The organism is Fimbriimonadaceae bacterium (genome assembly GCA_019454125.1).
In the GTDB taxonomy this organism is placed as follows: domain Bacteria; phylum Armatimonadota; class Fimbriimonadia; order Fimbriimonadales; family Fimbriimonadaceae; genus JALHNM01.
Map to the genome: position 1 here is coordinate 1,769,692 of CP075365.1, position 17,527 is coordinate 1,787,218.

Sequence of the window (17,527 nt, forward strand, 5' to 3'; positions counted from 1 at the left end):
GGCGGAGGTTCGCACGCCTTCCATGAGGGCTGAAAGCAGAAAAGCCGGGCGCCTAAGCGTCCGGCTTCTGGATAAGCGACAGCCTTACTTGCTGCGTCGGCGAGCAACGAGAGCCGCGAGGCCAGCGCCCAGCGCGATCATCGAAGCCGGCTCCGGCACGGCGTACGTGCGGAACGTGTAGTCGAACGTCGGGAACGGCTGGTAGCCCGGGTTGGCGTAAACCTGGCCGCGGCTGTACGGGTCGTTGACCGAACCGGCGATGCCGAGGCTGGTGTTGCCGTCGAACACGAGGAAGTAAGTCGTGTTCGGGGCGATGTTGACCTGGCTCCAGAACACGTCTACCCAAGTGCCGGCCGTGCCGCGGGCGCTGCCCGAAGCGAGCATGACGCCGCCAGCGTTCGGCAGCTTGTCCCAAAGGGAAATGCGAACGTTGTCGGAGGAACCGATGCCAGGCTGCAGGAAGATGCCTGCGCCGACGATGTTGTTCGCGCTCTGCTGGAACGACTGAGCGAGGTCACCCTGCGAGAACGCGGCCATGTAAACCGAGTTGTCGGGCTGGTTCTGGTCAATAACTTGGGCGGCAGCCATTCCGGCGACGCCAGCAAGCGCAACTAAGGCGAGCTTTTTCATCTTTTATCCTCTTATTGGAAGCACATGGTCTAACGACCCTTCGGAATATATCCCAATTTTCTTGCCGCTTTCACGGTTAACCATATAAACACGTAGTAATACCTAGGACGAGTCGTCACATGTTCGGAGGTGATGTGCGGTTGGGCTCAGCCCTGGCGGGGACAGAAGACCAGGGAACGGGGTTCCGTTAACTCATCGAAGGCAACGGCCGTCCCTTCTCGGCCGAAGCCGCTGCGCTTCACGCCGCCATAGGGCACGGCGTCGAACCGCAGGTTCGGACAGTCGTTCACGACCACCCCACCGACCTCCAGTTCCTGGAAGAACTGCTCGGCAACGTGGTAATCGTTGGTGAAGACCCCGGTCTGAATGCCGAAGCGTGACCGGTTGACCCGGGCGATTGCCTCCTCGTCGCTGGTGAACGGGGCGAGCGTAAGGACCGGGCCGAACACCTCGTCACTATCGAGCCTTGAACCTGGTGGGACTCCTTCCACGAGGGTCGGCTCGATCACGAGGCCGTGCCGACGACCGCCGGCCAAGATTTTCGCTCCGCCCTGCACCGCTTCTTGGAGCCAAGCCTCGATGCGGTCGGCCGCCTGCTCATTGATCACGGGGCCGCAGACGACCTCGGGATCCTCCGGGTCCCCCCACTTGCAGGCCCGGGTGCGTTCGACGAGCGCGTCCCGTACGTCGCCGTAGCGCGACTCGTGCACGAGGCAATGCTGGACGGAGATGCAGATTTGGCCTGCGTACCCATAGGCGGCGGGCACCAGGCGTTTCACCGCATAGCTCCAATCGGCGTCCTGGCACAAGACGGCGAAAGCGTCGCCGCCGAGTTCCAGCAGCACCTGCTTGTCGTACGCCTTCTCCTTGATCGACCATCCGACAGCCTCGGACCCGGTGAAGCTGACGACCTTGACGCGCGGGTCGGTGACGGCCTTGCTCGCGACCGCCGACGGCACGTTGACGGCGTTGAGGACGCCGTCCGGGCAGCCCGCCTCGTGGATCAGTCGGGCGAGGAGCAGGGAAGACTGGGCGGCAGCCTCGGCGGGCTTCCAAACGATCGTGCAGCCTGCCGCGAGGGCTGGCGCGATCTTGTGGGCTGCGAGGTTGAAGGGCCAGTTATAGGGCGTGATCGCCAAGACGACTCCGCGCGGTACGCGCTCAGCAATCGCCCGGTGGCCGACTCCGCGCTCGTCATAGTCAACGGGCAGGACATGCCCCTTGGGCGAGGTCAGGTGCTGGGCGGCCAGATCGAAGGTGTGGGAAAGCCGGGCGACTTCGGCTTCCGACCACTTTATAGGCTTGCCGACCTCAAGTGTGAGCACTTCTGTTAATTCTTTTGCCCGTTCGCGGCTTAGTTCTGCTATCCTATGGAGCAAGTTGACACGTACATAAATTGGAGTCCGTCTCCAAGAAGTGAAGGCTTTCTCGGCTGCATGCAGGGCGGCGTCCATTTCAGAAGCCCCGCCTTCGGCGACCGAGCCGATTATCCGGCCGTCATAGGGGGCGCGAACTGGGTTCTTCGGAGTTCCTTGGTCGCAAACGCCGCCGAAAAACTGGCCACCGATCAAAAGTTCTTGATGTCGCATGCTGAAAACTACGCACACTATAACGGATAGACTGAGCGGAAGGCCGATGAACCTTAAGAGAAAGCTGGTTTGTGCGCTCGACATGAGCGACATCGACGTGGCGATGGACGCGGTGCGGCGCATCAGCCCCTATGTCGGGGCGTTCAAGGTAGGCCACGCGCTCGCCCTCCCTTATGGGCTCGACGTCATTGAGCGCTTGCGCGAGGCCGGCGCTGAGAGGATCTTCCTCGACCTGAAGTTCCACGATATTCCCAACTCGGTCGCCCTCGGCGTGAGGGAAGCGGCGAAGCGCGGCGTCTGGATGGCGACGCTCCATCTTTCGGGAGGCCGCGCCATGATCACCGCCGCGATCGAAGAGGCCCAAGCCTATGCGGCCGACGAGGCCCCCCTCCTGATCGGTGTTTCGGTGCTCACCTCGCTCGACCAAGAGTGCCTTTCGCACGACCTGGGCGTGAGCCGGTCGCTGCACGAACACATGGTCTGCCTGAGCAAGATGGGCGTGGAGAACGGGCTGGACGGCGTTGTCTGCTCAGCCCAGGAGATCAGCCAAATCCGACCCGAGATCGGCAGCCATGCGGTGATCGTCACCCCGGGCATCCGCCCAGCCAACTACGAGCGCCACGACCAGCAACGGGTCGGGGACGCCGTGAGCGCCTTAAAGGACGGCGCTGACTACCTCGTGATCGGCCGGGTCTTGACCAATGCCGCAGACCCGCACCAGGCGATGCTCGACCTTGGCCTGCTGCAAGACGAGTACGTCGGTTAACGACCTCCAGCGGCGACTGCTGGACTGGTACGACGGCGCGAAGCGCGACCTTCCTTGGCGCGTCTCACGAGACCCGTACCCCGTGCTCGTCAGCGAACTGATGTTGCAGCAGACCACGGTCGCGGCGGTCGGCCCGTACTTCACCCGCTGGATGGAGCGCTTTCCAGACGTCCTCGCCCTGGCCAGGGCCGAGGAGGGCGAGGTGCTCGCCAAGTGGCAAGGGCTGGGTTATTACATCCGGGCCCGCAACCTGCACGCGGCCGCCCGGCACGTCGTCCGAGAAGGCTGGCCGACCGGCAAAGACGCATGGCGGCGCCTGCCCGGCATCGGGGACTATACGTCCGGGGCGCTCGCTTCCATTGTGGACGGCCAAGCGGTGCCCGCCGTGGACGGCAACGTCGTGCGCGTCTATGCCCGCTTGTGCGGCGACGGGACGACCGGGGCACGCCTCCTCGCCTCTGCCCGCGATTGGGCGGCGCAGGCCGTGGAACCCCGGCGTCCGGGAGATTGGAACCAAGCCCTCATGGAGCTCGGCGCGACGGTCTGCCGGCCCCGGAGTCCCCTTTGTGGCAGGTGCCCTCTGGCCGAGCTTTGTACAGCCTTCCGAGAGGGCACGCAGGCAAACCTTCCGGGCAAGAACCCGAGGCCCGAGACAGTCCGCGTGCCGCTCAGCTGGCGCGTAACGCTCGTGGGTGGTGCGCTCGCGATGCGACAGGCAGGGAAGGGCGAATGGTGGCAAGGGCTTTGGCTCTCGCCCTATTCGCGCGATGCCTTCGACGAAGGCTTGGTGCTCGGCACGGTGCGCTGCGCCGTGACGAAGCACCGCATCACGGCCGGCGTCCGCCTCGTCCGCGCCGAAACTCTTCCACCGGGGTTTACGAAAGTGCCGCTCGCCCGGCTTGAGGAAACCCCTCGACCGACTCCAGAACGAAAGGCCTGGGCCATCGTCGAGCCCTATCTGTTCCCGAACCGCAGTTCGGGCCCGATCACTTCCGAAAGCAGCGAATAGATCACGACCAGTGCCACGAAGTACAGGCACAAGGTGAAGACGCCGTGCAGCACCCGGAGCCCGATCTGTCGGGCGAGGCGCTCTTGGCGCCGGAAGCTCGCGCGGGCAGACTCGCGCTTCGCGCCTTCGGGCCAAAGGTTGATCGAGGCGCGCTGGACCCGCTTCATCCAGGGCCGCCGCATGAACCAGAGCATGGCCCACCAGACGCGGCGCGCGATCCAAAGCGCCGTCTCGCTCAAGGCGCTGCCCCCAGTGCCGCATCCTGGTAGCCTCGTGGGGTGAACGCCTTGGACCGGGCAGTCTTCGACTGGATCAACCGGTGGCCCGAGTCGCTGAGCGGCTTCTTTGTCTTCTTCAGCCTTGGGATCAAGCTCCTTGGTGTCCGCATCGGTTTTCTATTGGTCGTCCTTGCCCTTCTTTATCGAAAGGAGACGCGCAAGGCACTGTTCCTGGCGCTGGCCTCTTGGCCCCTGGCGAACGGCCTGACCGAAGCGCTGAAGTACGGCCTGCAGTGGCCGCGCCCCAGCGGCGCGCTGGCGGACATGGTGGACGCGGGCCACAGCCTGGCCTCCGCCCTGGCCGCGCACCCTGAAGTGGTCGTGCGCGTGGAGCCGCTCGGCAGCTTTGGCACGGCCTCCAGCCATGCCGCCAATATGGCCGCCCTGGCCACGGTCTTCACGATGCTGCACGGCAAGTGGGGCTGGCCCTGGATCGCGATCGCCCTTGTCACCGGTGTCTCACGCATCTATGTGGGCGTGCACTGGCCGTCGCAGGTTCTCCTCGGCTGGGCCTGCGGCGTCTTCTGCGGCGTGCTTACGGTCAGGACTTTTGAGGCCGGGTCCCGGCTTTGGCAGGGGCGCCGCCGATCGCGGGAGCCTCTTCCGGACTGACGCCGAGGCCGGAAGCATCGACGGGTTGGAGGCCGGTGAGGTCGAGGTTGCCGAGCGTCTCCAGGGGCTTGCCCTCGACCGTAAGTCGAACCTGCTTGACTCCGAACTGGCTCGCCGTGGCGAGGAGGCCTTTCACGATCGTCTGTTCGTCTTCCGTGCCGTAGGTCGTCTCAAAGTCGCGGGTGAAATCGATGGTTGCGATGCTGCCGTTCACGGTGAAGGATTTCGCGCGGGCCGTCTTGGGCACCACGGTCAGCTCCGCGAGGTACGAGTTGATCGCGTGCACCTTCTGGTCGACGCCTCTCGGCGCGCGGGTCGCACTTTCGTGCAACTTCAGCTCGTTGCCGTCGTAGCTAGGCCGGTAGACCTTGACGGTGTCTGAGTGGGCCCCCGGAGGACTCGGGCGCGGATCGGTCCGGCGCATCTCCTTGGGCACGTCCAGGGCGGGGCTCGTCTTGACGTAGTACGCAAGGCCCGCGAACAGCGACCCGCCCGCGACCAGCACGACCGCGGGAAGAAGAAGAGAAACTTTGCCGTGCCGTTTACTTGCCACTGAAGAAGACCTCCACTCCGCGTGCCACTGCTTGACCGATCACCTGGCGGAACTGCTCCTGCTGTGCCCTTGTCCGGTCGGTCGCGTGGTTGACGAACCCAAGTTCCAGCAGCACAGAAGGCATCTCTGCACCCCTTAAGACGGCAAACCCGCTCTTGTAGATGCGTTGGTCGCTCCAGATGCCCAGATCGGGGAGGCCACTGACCTTCGCCACTTCCTGATTGATGCAGGCCGCGAGAAGCATGTCCATTGAATTCTGCGCATGGTAGAAGGTGATGGTCCCGGACCGGCTGTTGTTGATTGAGTTCGAGTTGAAGTGGACGCTGATAAAGGCGTCCGCCTTGCTCCGGTTCGCGATGCTGGGGCGCTCGGTGAGCGAGATGAACTCGTCCGTGCTCCGGGTCATGATGACCGATGCGCCGCGACTGGATAGCTCTTCCGCGATCTGGGTCGCGGTCTTCAGCGCGAGGTCTTTCTCCCGCACGCCCGCCGTGGTCGCGCCGCCGTCCTTGCCGCCATGGCCGGGGTCGATCACGATCACCCTGCCGACCAGACCGCTCGCGAAGACGTTGGGACTGCGAAGCCGCAAGGTGGCGGCGCTCCCAGTCGTCGTGAGGTCGAAGGCCATCGGCCGTTCCAGGTTCCAGACCACGACGACGCGTCCCGCACCGTCTTCAGTCGACTCGATGCTGGCGACCCCGTCGATCGGGCGCTTCACGATCCCGGGGGAATCGGCGCGCGCTCCTGGGAAGGTCAATTGGACCGTCCGGGGGTCAAGGAAGACGGCCGAAGGTTTCTTGTCCGACCTGCCGGTGACCGCCATTCGGAAGGATGCGCCCCTTTCGTCCGACGCGACGATCTCCGGCTTGCCGACCGTGACCACCGTCTGTACATTCTGGACCGGCACCGCCGCAGGCAAGGCGAGCTCAAATCGGCGTCCTGCCGCGAGGTCGGGCACGGCCATGGTCGCGACCGCCGGGTTCTCGACCACAAAGCGGACCACGTTCGGCTGCCACTGCATCACGCGCCAGCCGCTCGGCAGACTGCCGGCGACGCGATCGTCCAGCTTTGCGCCCGTGAAATCGACCACGAACCGGTCGGGCCCGGTGAGCAGGTAAGCCCGGGGCTGGATGCCAAGGGTCGAGTCGATGCGGACGCCCTCCGGGGTCGACTCGATGTTCCGGACCGAACCGAGGACCGTCATCTTGGATTCCCCTTCGCTCCATGAGTAGGCGGCGCCGACGAGCTTCAGGGCAATTTCGAGGGGTAGGTAGGGCTTGCCCTGGAAAGCTTTGACCTCTAAACTGAAGTCGCGGCCCTCGGCGGAAACTTTGGCGGTCTCGGAGGAAAGCTCCACCGACCATCCGATCTTCCGCAAAAGGACTGGGGAGACATAGGTGACATCCCCACTCCGGTACCAAAGGGCGTCTTTGAACACACCGAGGTGCGCATACTCGACCGACAGGCTGGGCCCGCTCTGTGCCCAGGCCGTGGCCGCCGCCATCCATAGCAGCAAACCGAGCGTCCTGACTCGCATCTCGGGCAATGATACTAGTTTTCCACACAGAGAGTTTCGGACTTTTTCTTCGTTTGCCCGTCCGGGCTGCCCGCCGCCCGGGTGCCAAAATTCAGGGGTGGGCCGCTCTTCGCCGTTACTCCCCTGGCCTCTCGTCTTCCTGGCGGTCTTCGGCTGTGGGCGCGAGGAACCGGTTTCCGAGCGGATCCCCGACCCCCAGCCAAAGAGCACCGTGTCCGTCCCAGCCGAACCTGAGGAACTCGTGGAAGGCTTGGCCACCCGCACGGTGGTGCTGACCTATCACGACATGGTGCCAAAACGGAATCGGGACGCCCTTTGGTTCGACTGCACCCCCCAGGAACTTGAGGATCAGCTCGACTCCTTAGCCAAGGGCGGCAAAGCCATCGTCCGCCTCTCAGACGTCGTCGAGGGCTTGGCGGGGAAGAGGGAGATGCCCAAAGACGCCGTCGCGATCAGCTTCGCGGACAACTACGAGGGTTTTTACACCTACGCATGGCCGATCTTGAGGGATCGGAAGGTGCCCGTAACCCTGTTCGTCCACACCGACTTTGTGGGTTCGCGGCAGGGAAGGCCGAAGATGACCTGGGAACAGCTGCGGGAGCTTTCCGCCTCGGGGCTGGTGGACGTCGAGAGCCAGACACGGTCGCACCCGGCCGATCTCGGGAAGCTGGACGACGACGCCATCCGCCGCGAGCTCGAGGGTTCCAAGAAGAAGGTCGAGGAGGAAATAGGGAAGCCGTGCCTCCTGCTCGCCTATCCGAACGGGAAGTGGAGCGCGCGGTGTGAGGAGATCGCAAGGGAAGTGGGCTACCGCGCCGCCTTCACCGAGGAGCAGCGCCCCGCGGAATCTGCGACGAACCTCTTTAACGTCCCCCGATATGTCCACACCAAGCTCCGCAAAGCGGTGCAGGACTCCGAACACGCGAACTAAGCCGCGCGATTCGCGGTAATGTCAAGAGGTCACAAATGAGAGCCCTCTCAATCCTGGCCCTGTGCTTGGGCGCCGTCGCCTATGCACAGGAGGCCACGCCCCAAACGACCGTCGCCCCCGCACCGAACGTCCTCGCCCAAATGCTGGGCCGGCTCGCCCCGCGCGAGCTCGGGCCGACGACGATGGGCGGCCGCATCATGGATATCGATGCCGACCCCAAGGCCCCCCGCCGGTTCTACGTCGCGTTCGCCAGCGGCGGACTCTGGAAGACGGAGACCGCCGGCACCGTGATGACGCCGGTCTTCGACCGGATGCCGACCCAGTGCTTCGGCGCGGTGGCCATCGACCCGAACGCGCCGAACACGGTGTGGGCCGCAACGGGCGAGGCGAGCAGCCGCAACTCGACAAGCTGGGGCGGGGGAGTCTATAAGTCGTCTGACGGCGGCGAGACCTGGAACCTCACCGGACTCACCGAGACTGAGCACGTGGGCCGCATCGCGGTGAACCCGAAGGATTCAAGACAGGTCCTCGTGGCTGCGCTTGGTCGGCTCTGGGGCGAGAACCCGGACCGAGGGATATATAAGACAAAGGACGGCGGCGCGACCTGGAACAAGGTCTTGGACGTCGGTCCGAAGGCGGGGGGCGTCGACGTCGTCTTCGACCCGAAGAACCCGAAGGTGGTCATGGCCGCCACTTGGCAGCGGCAGCGCATGGCCTACAACTTCTATTCCCGAGGGCCGGGATCGGGCCTCTGGCGCAGCACGGACGGGGGCGACACCTGGAAGCGCGTGACCGGCGGCATTCCCGAAGGCGACTTGGGACGCATAGGGATCGCGGTGATGCACAACAACCCTAAGATCTGGGTGGCCACGATCGACGCCAAAGAGGGCGGCGTCTACCGAAGCACAGACGGGGGCCAGAACTGGGCCAAGGTGAACACCCTGAACCCGCGACCGTTCTACTTCAGCCGACCGGTGCAGGATCCCCAAGACGAAAACCGGATCTACCTTTGCGGGGTCAACGTTCACTACAGCGACGACGCGGGGAAGACCTTCCGCACGATGAACATGCCCGTCCACCCGGACCACCACGCGATGTGGATCAATCCCCAGGACAACAACCACTTGATCCTAGGCAACGACGGGGGTCTTGCCCAAAGCTACGACAGAGGGAAGACCTGGAAGTTTATCAATAATATGGCGGTAGGGCAGTTCTATGCCGTATCGTTCGATTTCCGCAAGCCGTACTATGTCTATGGCGGATTGCAGGACAACGGCTGTTGGGCCGGCCCGACCCAGACCCGCACTGGCGGGGCGACCGCCCAGGATTGGATAAGCATCGGGGGCGGCGACGGCTTTTATGCCGAGGCCGATTGGGAGAATTGGCAATGGGTCTATACCGAAAGCCAGGGCGGCGCACTCGGCCGCCTGAACCAACTGACCGGCGAGAGCAAGGGCATCCGCCCGCGCGCCCCGCGTGGCGAGACCTACCGGTTCAACTGGAACTCGCCGCTCCTCATTTCGCCCCACAACTCCGCGACGCTCTACTTCGGCGGGAACCGACTCTTCAAGTCGGTCAACCGGGGCGACGCGTGGGATCCAGTCAGCCCCGACCTCACCACGAACGACCCTGAGAAGCTGAAGCCGCCAGTGGGCGACGCGATCGATTCGGGCGCGGAGAAACACTGCACCATCGTCACGATCGGCGAATCGCCGAAAAAGCGCGGCGTGCTCTGGGCGGGCACGGACGATGGCAACCTCCAAGTCTCGGAGAACGATGGGGCGACCTGGACGAACGTCCGCCCGAACGTGCCCGGAGTGCCTGAGTTCACGTGGGTGAGCCGGGTCGAGCCGAGCCGGTACGAGGATGGCCGTTGTTACGTCACCTTCGACGGCCACCGGAACGACGACAAGAACCCCTACGTCTACGTCACCGAGGACTATGGAAAGACATGGAAGGCGTTGACCGCGGGGCTGCCCCCAAGCGCTGTCGCCTACGTCGTGCGCGAAGGGACGAAGAACCCCGACTTCCTCGCCCTAGGGACTGAGCGCGGACTCTATTTCTCGCTGGACCGGGGCGCGACCTGGGAACAGTACACGGCAAAGGGTTGGCCCATCGCCGTGCGGGTGGACGACGTCCGCATCCATCCGCGGGAGCTCGATCTGGTCGTCGCCACCCACGGACGCAGCCTTTGGACGGTGCCCATCAGCGCCCTCGAGCAGCTGACTAAGGAGAACCGGGAAAAGGACGTCTTCGTGTGTGCGCCACAGACCGTTTACCTTCTTGGGCGCGTGAACAGCGGCGCTTGGGGCGGGACGGGCGACTTCCAAGCCCGGAACACGCAGCCGGGAACGGTCATTTACTACTGGCTCAAGGAAGCGACCCAAGAGAAGGTCGAGGTCTATGTCCGTGACGCCGCCGGTAAAGAGATCGCAAGGCTGGACGGCAAGGGCGAAGCAGGGCTTAACGCGATCCCATGGTCGCCGGCGCGCCGCACCTCGATGCAGTCCACCGATTACGGCGTCTCCTTGAAGATCGGCGATAAGGTCCACCAAGGGCCGTTGCTCCGGATCGAAGACCTTTCCGTCAAAAGCGATCCGAACAACGCGATCGGTCAGTAACGGACCACCTGGTCAGGACGTGGTTCTGGCCAGGGAAGACCCCTACCACTGGCCTTTGTCACATAATAATGATTATCGGCAGAAGACTTCTAGCCGAAAGAGACGGGGGAAGTGGTCCGGGGTTCAGCTGGCCTGGCGCCGCGGAATGAAGAGGACTTCTTCCAGGGCGTCGGCGGCGCGGTCGCACGCGTCGATGAGGGTATCGACGTCCAAGCCCTTCGCGCGCTTGCGCAATGCGACAAAGGTCGCGACCGCGGCGACGCTTATCACGGCCGCCGTAGCCCAAATTTGCCATCCGATTCGTGGTTGCTCGCTCTGTTCTTCCATGAAAACTGCCGCCTTAAGGATTCGACGTTAGTCGCATTCTCGGCGTTCCACGGTCGCAAGACTAGGCTGTGACTAGAGATTTTTATCGAGCCACGCCTTGTTTCGCTGGACCATGCTCTCGTGCCAATCGTGGCCCCAGTCGATTTCGGCCAGCTCCTTCTCGCCGGGGAGCGCGTCATAAACGGCGCGCACTTGCTCCGGTTTCACCGCAGGATCCTTGGCGCCGAGCGTGACGAGCGTGGGCACCTGGCACCGGGTGGCGTGGTTGACGGTGTCGAAGTAGGCCAGGGTATGGGCGACCACTTCCCTCCCCAGAGGCAAACTATCCCTGAAATCCGCTAACTCTTTGAGCGGGTAACGATGGACGCGTTGGTTCATCACCCATTTCATCGCGGAGAGGAACGGGAAGTCGGCCGCCACGGCTTTGACCTTGTGGCACCACGCGGCGAGCCAAATCGCGAGCCCGCCCCCCTGGCTTAGGCCCATCGCGCCGATCCGGCCCTCGTCCACCTCCGGCTGCGCTTCGAGGATCCGCACCGCGATCACGGCGTCTTGGAAGAGGCGCCGGAAAACCCAGGTGGCAGGCGACTCGGCCCCTTCCGCAAAGTAACCCCTCGCCGGGGTGTAGCTCTCCTCGTGGAAGGCGCCTTCGCCGAAGAAGTTCAGCGAGATGCTCGTATAACCCTCCCGGGTACCGTACTCGTTTGGGGGCATGGACCAGCGGCCATAGGGCGGCAGCCAGATAAAGGCGGGCATGGCGTGGCCCCCGACGGGCGAGGCGAGCCAGCCGTGGCGGGTCGTTCCGCCATAACCCCGGAAGGTGAACGACTCGATCGTAAAACCCTTTCGCAAGTAGTCGTTCGAGCCCGAGCGGCGGAAGTCAAGCGGCTCCGCCAGCGCCTCGGCCACCGTGTCCTCCCAAAACGAGGAGAAGTCTTCGGGCGGGTATGGAGCGAACTCGTCCGTCATGCGCCGACAGACCGCTGGAGCGCGTCGACGTGCATGCCTGTGGTCATGAGCCACGCGGTCGCCCGCTGGATCTCCTCGACCGGCCCATCCAGCCGAACCTGCACCCATCCATAGTCCGCATCGACGTTCGCCTTCAAGATGATCACCTTTACGTCGAATTCTCGACTGAGCCGCCAGAGCCACGGCTGGTCCACCTGATCGCCGCGCGCGGTTAAATTGACGTCAACTTCCGCCATTGAGGAGCCAGTGTACACCGCAAGATCGGGCCGGCTCTCAGGGCTCTTCGGCAATAAGGGGGATAGACTTGGCCGCATGGCTCTGTGTAAACATCTCGAGGCCCTTGTCAAGGTCAAGCTGCCCGACAAACTCGTGTGCGAAGAGTGCGTGCCGATGGGGGCACGTTGGGTGCACCTGCGCAGGTGCCAATCGTGCGGCATCACACTGTGTTGCGACTCCTCGCCGAACCGCCATATGAGTCGCCACGCGGCGGCGGAAGGCCACCCCGTGGCGTGCTCGGCGGAACCCGGCGAACGCTGGCTCTATTGCTACGTGGACCAGGCGTTCGCCGAGTATTGAGGAGGGTCAGCTGCGGACCGTAACGGTCGTAGCCTTCGACCGGTCGCCGTTCTGGCGAAGCGCGGTGGCCTCGATCGTATAGGTCGTGTTCTGGCCCCGGACAGGGGTCGTCAACTCGATCGGCTCGCTCTCGAACGCACCGTTCTCGTTCGTCTGAACGGCGACGCTCGTCAGCACGCCTCTCAGCACCACGCCCCTTTCGACCTCGGTCTTATAGCTGATCTTGAGGACCACCGCCGAAGCCCCCGGAGCCCGGCCGCGAATGGTCAGCGGCGAGGTGACCTGGGCGTTGTTTTCCAAGCCATTCAGCACGGGGGCGCTGAACTGCTGGTTCGCCGCCTTGCCGACCTCATAGCTCGCCTGCATCGTGGTGGTCTGGTTGTTGGAGTTGGTGAGCGTTACGGTCGCGACTTCCCCGTTGATGTCGTCGTCGCCGCGGACGGTGTACTCCCCGCGGTACTTACCAGTCGAGATCTCACGCAGTGGGATCTCGCGGTCGTTCTTTTGCAGGTGGACGACGGCGGAAGAGCCGGCCCGGCCCACGACGTTGAACTGGATCACGTCACCCGGTTTGAGCGTGCGGATGCCGTTATGGGAGAACGACTCGATCATGCCGGCCGCTCCTGGCAAGGTCGTGAAGCTCCAAGTCGCGCGGTTGACATTGCCGGCCACGTCCCGGACCTGGACCTCGACCGTGTGGACGCCAGCCTTCATATCTGCCGCCGGCGTGTACGTCATCGAAGTCTCTGTGAGTTTTGCCTGGGCGGTGACGTCCACTCCGTCCACCATGACCTTCATTCCGCGGGTCGTGACGCCGCTTCCCGCTCCGTCGCTATAGGCGAGGCTGATGGTGGGTCGCAGGGTGCCGACTTGGGCGCCCTCGCCCGGGCTCATGCTGCTGTACGTGGGCCTGACGTTGTCAATGCGGACAGAACCGCCTTGGGCGACGGCCCGGTCCGAGCCCCTGTTGAGAGTGGCGATAATACTCGCGTCTTCCAGGGTGAGCGGCTTGCTGTCCCCGCTGGGCACGATGATCGTCCCCCGATAGACGCCGGAAGGCGACTCGGTGAGGGCGACATCGGTTTGGACGCCGACGAGCGTCGCGGTCACGTTTGCGCCCGGGCTGCCCCGCACGATGACTTCCAGGTTTCCGTTCGAAGTCAGCCACTGGCGCGTCGGGACTTCGACGTTCGTGATCCGGGCGAGGCCCGTTCCGGTGCCTCCACCCGTGCCACCGGTCCCCAGCCCTCCGCCAGTTCCGCTGGTGGTGATCGTGACCGTACGGGTGGATTCTTCCCAGCGGACTTGCGCCCCCAGCGCTTCGCTCATGAACCTCAACGGCACCATGGTGGTGGCGTTGATGATCATCGGAGCCTGGTCAAGCTGCATGACTTTGTCGCCGACGGTGGCGAAATCGGAACCGATGCGGACCTTTATGGAAGTCCCGTTGCGCTCCGCCGTCGCCGTCTCGGTGCGGTCTTCCCAGCTCACTTTCGCGCCAAGCTTTTCAAGCACGCCCCGCAGCGGCACGAGGATTCGACCGCGGACCATCTGGGGCTGCTCGGTCTTGAAGTAGACACGCTCACCGTCCACCTGGACAGTGATCGACTGGGCAGTCGCGCCAAGCGCGGCTGAAATTAGTGCCGTTCCTACGGTAATTCGCGTAAATTGCATTCAACTTATTGACGAACTTCGACCTTTAGGACAAGCAATCATGTGGCCAAGCGGCCTAAGATTTGCGTAAAGAAATGGGCCCCCGGCCAGACTACGGGAACCTCGGCTGAGTTCCGATAACTAAGTCACCATGCGTCGTTTTCGAACGTTCGCTCTCGCCGCGGGGATAGTCTTGGCCCTGGGCGCGACCGGTTTCAAGATGATCCAAGACCCCGGCTCCGTTGATCGGGCACAGCTCCGAGAGATGCTGGTCCAGCTTGGTTACGAAGTCAAAGACTTGAACCTGGAGGTCGGCAAGGAAAAGTACGTCGTGACCTTCACGCGGGACGGGCTCGATATCCCCGTCGGATTCGAGATCAGCCCCAGCAACTCCTATATCTGGCTGACCGTCAACCTTGGCAAGGCGCCCGAGGACGGTGCCAAAGGGCTCGAGCTCTTGCGCGAGAACGCCAAGCGACAGCCCACCCAGTTCTACATCACGGACGGAAAGCTCCTGATGGCGGGCCTGCCCGTCGAAAACCGTGCGATGACGAACGCCATCTTGCGCCAGCGGGCGGAAGCCATCTCCAGCACGGTCGGCGCCAGTCAATCGACTTGGAAACAATAGCGGGGCCCTGGCAAGTATTATCTTGCCAATGACGATCCTGGCCGCGTCGGTGTTGCTGTGGGTGATGGTCGCACCGACGCCCCAAAAATACACCTTCGGCTTTCTCGTCCGAGGGCAGAACCCGCCGAAGCTGGAAAAGGCGGAGGCGGAGCGGATGCAGGGCGAGCACTTGGGCAACTTCGGCCGCCTCAACGAGCTTGGCAAGCTGGTCACGGCAGGGCCGGTGCAGGATCCGACCCAATACCGGCGCGGGATCCTTGTCTTCGTCCCCGCCACGAACGAGGAACTGGCGGAGTGGCTGAAGCCGGACCCATACGTGCAGAACGGCGTCATGGAACTGGACAGCTTCTCGATCGAGACTGAGGCGGGCGCCCTCCATACCGAAGGGATCGAGCCGGACAAGATCGAGGAGTTTCGGCTCGTCTATTGCTTAGCGGGGCCGCACACTCCGAACGAGAAGATCGAGGCCGCCCATAAGTCGTACCTTGCTGAGCACGGCCGGGGTTCTGGGCTGGCCTTCTGGGCGAAGGCCACCGAGACAGGCCCCACGCGTGCCGTCGGGTTCTTTGTCACGAAGGACGATGCCGCGATCTACAAGTTCTTGGCTGCCGACCCCATAGTTCGGCAGGGCTGCTGGACCCCCGTCGTCGTTCCTCAGTGGCTCTCGCCGGGCATCTTAAAAGCGATCGACTGACCTGACGGTTCCCTCGCTGTCAGCGGCCCAACCTCACCCCGGTTCGCTTCGCTCACCGACCCTCTCCTTCGCTGGAGGAGAGGGTGTCCGGAAGGATCTCATACCGCGTGTTCCTGCGCCTCGGTACATAGCCCGCGTCGCGGATCAGGCGCTCGAACTCCTCGGCGTTCAGGATGAACTTGTTCCCCGCCGCGCTCACGACGTTCTCCTCGATCATCGTCGAGCCAAAGTCGTTCGCGCCGTAGCGAAGGCCGAGCTGGGCGATTTTGGGGCCCTGGGTGAGGATCGAGAGCTGCACGTTCGCGAAGTTGTCCAGGAAGATGCGCGAGACCGCCAGCGTTCGCAGGTAGTCGAACGCCGAGGCCTTGCGCTCGATCGGCAGGTTCGTGTCCTCCGGCTGGAAGCTCCAGGTGACGAAGGCGCGGAACGGCTCGCACTCGTCCTGCAGGTCGCGTATGCGGCCGAGGTGCTCGACCCGGTCCGCCAGGGTCTCGACGTGCCCGAACATCATGCTTGCGGTCGAGCGCATGCCGAGCGACGCGGCGGTGCGCATGCACTCGAGCCACTCGTCGGTCGTGTCCTTGTAAGGCGCGATGATCTTGCGCACCCGGTCGACAAGGATCTCGCCACCGGCGCCGGGGATCGAGTGGTGCCCCACCGCCTTAAGCCTCTCGAGGGTCTGGCCCAAGGTGAGCTTGCTACGATTGGCGACATAAATCAGCTCCGCTGGGCTGAGCGCGTGGAGGATGACGTCCGGGAACCGCTCCTTTATCTTGGTGAAGATGCGCTCGAAATAGTCGATCTTGAGGTCGGGGTTCAGCCCGCCCTGGAAGAGGATCTCGACCCCGCCCTGCTCGACCGTGTCCTGCACCTTCGCCAAGATCTCATCGTCGCTCAGGGTGTAACCCTCCTCGTGCCCCGGCACCCGGTAGAAGGCGCAGAACTTGCACCGCACCCAGCACACGTTCGTGTAGTTGAGGATCCGCCCGACGATGTAGGTCACCACCGGCTTCCGGTCTCCCTCGGAGGGAACCCAGACGGCGTGACGCATGCGGCAATGGTCCGCAAGCGCGGAAAGGTCGTTGAGGTCAGGGTGCTCGAAGAGCGCCAGCGCGTCCTCGGCATTGATCCGCTCGCCCGCGAACACCTTGTCCGCGATCAGGTCGATTCTCCGCTGGGCGATCGCTGTGGCCATTAACCCATTCTACGCGCCCCGCACCGGCCAGGATTCTGCATTGGGCCGAGACCTGGGGCCGACACGCCGGGTTGCCTGAGCCCTGCAGTCACCGATTCCAGCCCGAAGGCGGGGGTCCCGAAAGGGTCTTTGAAGCCCCGACAAAAGGTGACAGGTACAGTCGGTGGCGTGAAGCTGTGCCGATTTGAGCTGCGCTCGCAACCTGGTCCGATCCGTTCCGGACTTGTATATGACAGCCGTTACTACGAGACGGACGGCGAGCGCGCGATCGGGATCCATGAGCCGGGCGCCGTGACCCTCTTACCTCCGATCGGGGTCGCACCGTCCCTGCGGCTCTTCGACGTCGCGTGGCAGGTCAATGGCGGCTATTCCATCTCCTTCGACTACCTGAACCCATCGGCCTACGCGGGGCCGGCCGCGACGGTCGAGATGCCCGAGTCCACGACGGGCATGGACTTCGAAATCCGCGTCGCTGGCGTCGTCCACGAAGGTGGCCGTTCGATCACCCACGACGAGGCCCCGTCGTTTATCTTGGGCTACGGGATCCTCGTCAGCCTCTTCGACCCCGAGGCGGTGGAGACGGCAAGGGTCGAGAACCGGGCGACGACCCCGGCACGCGACCTCGGCGGCTTCTTCGGCCCGTTCTTAGTCACCCCGGACGAACTCAGCGAATCCGTCATGGAGGGCGACCCCACCCGTTTCCGGTGGACGGTCGAGGCGCACGTCAACGGCGAGAACGTGATGGAAGACAGCGCCCACGAAGACCACGTTTCTTTCTCCGACCTGATCCATGTCGCCAGCGCGACGACCGCGGTCAACCCGAGCGACCTTCTTGCCTGGCCCGCGATCCGCAAGCCCCGGCTGGATTCCACCGCGTTCGGACGGCTCTTGGCCCCGGAGGACGAAATCCGGGTCACGATTGAGCCTCTGGGAACCCTCGTCGGCCGCATCGGCTAGTA

The 17,527-nt window shown here is 63.9% G+C and carries 19 protein-coding genes; 9 read left to right on the forward strand and 10 right to left on the reverse strand.

The annotated features are described in order from the left end of the window. Nucleotides 1-84: 84 nt before the first annotated feature. Complete coding sequence (locus KF733_08740; GenBank protein QYK55089.1) at nt 85-630, reverse strand: PEP-CTERM sorting domain-containing protein; 546 nt, start codon at nt 628-630, stop codon at nt 85-87. Between the two features lie 146 nt (nt 631-776). Next, entirely contained in the window at nt 777-2,219 is a 1,443-nt protein-coding gene (locus KF733_08745) for an aldehyde dehydrogenase family protein (protein QYK55090.1), read from the reverse strand. A gap of 46 nt (nt 2,220-2,265) precedes the next feature. On the opposite strand from KF733_08745, the gene pyrF reads away from it, so the two are divergent. Beyond that, nucleotides 2,266-2,985 (forward strand): orotidine-5'-phosphate decarboxylase, encoded by a 720-nt coding sequence (gene pyrF, locus KF733_08750; GenBank protein QYK55091.1) that lies wholly within the window; start codon nt 2,266-2,268, stop codon nt 2,983-2,985. Next, entirely contained in the window at nt 2,921-3,994 is a 1,074-nt protein-coding gene (locus KF733_08755) for an A/G-specific adenine glycosylase (GenBank protein ID QYK55092.1), read from the forward strand. The genes pyrF and KF733_08755 overlap by 65 nt, the downstream gene beginning before the upstream one ends. Here the strand turns inward: KF733_08755 and KF733_08760 are convergent. Next, nucleotides 3,940-4,233: a hypothetical protein gene (locus tag KF733_08760; protein QYK55093.1), complete on the reverse strand. Its 294-nt coding sequence runs from the start codon at nt 4,231-4,233 to the stop codon at nt 3,940-3,942. The two genes, KF733_08755 and KF733_08760, sit on opposite strands and share 55 nt — an antisense overlap. Before the next feature lie 39 nt (nt 4,234-4,272). Between KF733_08760 and KF733_08765 the strand changes: the two genes are divergently transcribed. Next, nucleotides 4,273-4,884: a phosphatase PAP2 family protein gene (locus tag KF733_08765; GenBank protein ID QYK55094.1), complete on the forward strand. Its 612-nt coding sequence runs from the start codon at nt 4,273-4,275 to the stop codon at nt 4,882-4,884. Here KF733_08765 and KF733_08770 read toward each other — a convergent pair. Together KF733_08770 and KF733_08775 are read right to left on the reverse strand one after the other, a co-directional pair. Then, nucleotides 4,814-5,437, reverse strand: coding sequence for a GerMN domain-containing protein (locus KF733_08770; protein QYK55095.1), 624 nt, complete (start codon nt 5,435-5,437; stop codon nt 4,814-4,816). The genes KF733_08765 and KF733_08770 overlap by 71 nt on opposite strands. Beyond that, nucleotides 5,427-6,974 carry an N-acetylmuramoyl-L-alanine amidase gene (locus tag KF733_08775; protein ID QYK55096.1) on the reverse strand — a complete coding sequence of 516 codons (1,548 nt, stop codon included), beginning with the start codon at nt 6,972-6,974 and terminating at the stop codon, nt 5,427-5,429. Before KF733_08775 ends, KF733_08770 begins: the two co-directional genes overlap by 11 nt. Nucleotides 6,975-7,071: 97 nt before the next feature. Between KF733_08775 and KF733_08780 the strand changes: the two genes are divergently transcribed. Both KF733_08780 and KF733_08785 read left to right on the forward strand, forming a co-directional pair. Then, nucleotides 7,072-7,905 (forward strand): polysaccharide deacetylase family protein, encoded by an 834-nt coding sequence (locus tag KF733_08780; GenBank protein ID QYK55097.1) that lies wholly within the window; start codon nt 7,072-7,074, stop codon nt 7,903-7,905. Between the two features lie 35 nt (nt 7,906-7,940). Next, on the forward strand, nt 7,941-10,526 hold the full coding sequence (locus tag KF733_08785) for a hypothetical protein (protein QYK55098.1): 2,586 nt from the start codon (nt 7,941-7,943) through the stop codon (nt 10,524-10,526). A gap of 123 nt (nt 10,527-10,649) precedes the next feature. Here the strand turns inward: KF733_08785 and KF733_08790 are convergent, their stop codons facing one another. The 3 genes from KF733_08790 to KF733_08800 form a co-directional block, all read right to left on the reverse strand. After that, nucleotides 10,650-10,796, reverse strand: a complete 147-nt coding sequence (locus KF733_08790) for a hypothetical protein (GenBank protein ID QYK55099.1) — start codon at nt 10,794-10,796, stop codon at nt 10,650-10,652. A gap of 129 nt (nt 10,797-10,925) precedes the next feature. Next, entirely contained in the window at nt 10,926-11,822 is an 897-nt protein-coding gene (locus KF733_08795) for an acetylxylan esterase (protein QYK55100.1), read from the reverse strand. Then, a complete protein-coding gene (locus tag KF733_08800) occupies nt 11,819-12,058 on the reverse strand; it encodes an NIL domain-containing protein (GenBank protein ID QYK55101.1) in 240 nt (79 codons plus the stop codon). Before KF733_08800 ends, KF733_08795 begins: the two co-directional genes overlap by 4 nt. 76 nt (nt 12,059-12,134) lie before the next feature. Here KF733_08800 and KF733_08805 point away from each other — a divergent pair, with 76 nt between their 5' ends. Further along, nucleotides 12,135-12,398: a UBP-type zinc finger domain-containing protein gene (locus KF733_08805; GenBank protein QYK55102.1), complete on the forward strand. Its 264-nt coding sequence runs from the start codon at nt 12,135-12,137 to the stop codon at nt 12,396-12,398. A 6-nt stretch (nt 12,399-12,404) separates the two neighbouring features. Here the strand turns inward: KF733_08805 and KF733_08810 are convergent, their stop codons facing one another. Continuing rightward, nucleotides 12,405-14,072: a hypothetical protein gene (locus KF733_08810; GenBank protein ID QYK55103.1), complete on the reverse strand. Its 1,668-nt coding sequence runs from the start codon at nt 14,070-14,072 to the stop codon at nt 12,405-12,407. A 130-nt stretch (nt 14,073-14,202) separates the two neighbouring features. On the opposite strand from KF733_08810, the gene KF733_08815 reads away from it, so the two are divergent. After that, nucleotides 14,203-14,679 (forward strand): hypothetical protein, encoded by a 477-nt coding sequence (locus KF733_08815; GenBank protein QYK55104.1) that lies wholly within the window; start codon nt 14,203-14,205, stop codon nt 14,677-14,679. A 28-nt stretch (nt 14,680-14,707) separates the two neighbouring features. Then, on the forward strand, nt 14,708-15,373 hold the full coding sequence (locus KF733_08820; protein ID QYK55105.1) for a hypothetical protein: 666 nt from the start codon (nt 14,708-14,710) through the stop codon (nt 15,371-15,373). Nucleotides 15,374-15,425: 52 nt separating this feature from the next. Here the strand turns inward: KF733_08820 and mqnC are convergent, their stop codons facing one another. Then, nucleotides 15,426-16,568 carry a dehypoxanthine futalosine cyclase gene (mqnC, locus tag KF733_08825; protein ID QYK55106.1) on the reverse strand — a complete coding sequence of 381 codons (1,143 nt, stop codon included), beginning with the start codon at nt 16,566-16,568 and terminating at the stop codon, nt 15,426-15,428. 168 nt (nt 16,569-16,736) lie between these two features. Here mqnC and KF733_08830 point away from each other — a divergent pair, with 168 nt between their 5' ends. Continuing rightward, on the forward strand, nt 16,737-17,525 hold the full coding sequence (locus KF733_08830; protein ID QYK55107.1) for a fumarylacetoacetate hydrolase family protein: 789 nt from the start codon (nt 16,737-16,739) through the stop codon (nt 17,523-17,525). Nucleotides 17,526-17,527: the final 2 nt, after the last annotated feature.

What these genes read in the sequence shown, in the direction of transcription:
- KF733_08785 (QYK55098.1), top strand. Translation starts at nt 7,941, where the DNA reads ATGAGAGCCCTCTCAATCCTGGCCCTGTGCTTGGGCGCCGTCGCCTAT.
- KF733_08745 (QYK55090.1), bottom strand. Translation starts at nt 2,219, where the DNA reads ATGCGACATCAAGAACTTTTGATCGGTGGCCAGTTTTTCGGCGGCGTT.
- KF733_08815 (QYK55104.1), top strand. Translation starts at nt 14,203, where the DNA reads ATGCGTCGTTTTCGAACGTTCGCTCTCGCCGCGGGGATAGTCTTGGCC.
- pyrF (QYK55091.1), top strand. Translation starts at nt 2,266, where the DNA reads ATGAACCTTAAGAGAAAGCTGGTTTGTGCGCTCGACATGAGCGACATC.
- mqnC (QYK55106.1), bottom strand. Translation starts at nt 16,568, where the DNA reads ATGGCCACAGCGATCGCCCAGCGGAGAATCGACCTGATCGCGGACAAG.
- KF733_08795 (QYK55100.1), bottom strand. Translation starts at nt 11,822, where the DNA reads ATGACGGACGAGTTCGCTCCATACCCGCCCGAAGACTTCTCCTCGTTT.
- KF733_08800 (QYK55101.1), bottom strand. Translation starts at nt 12,058, where the DNA reads ATGGCGGAAGTTGACGTCAATTTAACCGCGCGCGGCGATCAGGTGGAC.
- KF733_08820 (QYK55105.1), top strand. Translation starts at nt 14,708, where the DNA reads ATGACGATCCTGGCCGCGTCGGTGTTGCTGTGGGTGATGGTCGCACCG.
- KF733_08740 (QYK55089.1), bottom strand. Translation starts at nt 630, where the DNA reads ATGAAAAAGCTCGCCTTAGTTGCGCTTGCTGGCGTCGCCGGAATGGCT.
- KF733_08775 (QYK55096.1), bottom strand. Translation starts at nt 6,974, where the DNA reads ATGCGAGTCAGGACGCTCGGTTTGCTGCTATGGATGGCGGCGGCCACG.
- KF733_08805 (QYK55102.1), top strand. Translation starts at nt 12,135, where the DNA reads ATGGCTCTGTGTAAACATCTCGAGGCCCTTGTCAAGGTCAAGCTGCCC.
- KF733_08755 (QYK55092.1), top strand. Translation starts at nt 2,921, where the DNA reads ATGCCGCAGACCCGCACCAGGCGATGCTCGACCTTGGCCTGCTGCAAG.
- KF733_08810 (QYK55103.1), bottom strand. Translation starts at nt 14,072, where the DNA reads ATGCAATTTACGCGAATTACCGTAGGAACGGCACTAATTTCAGCCGCG.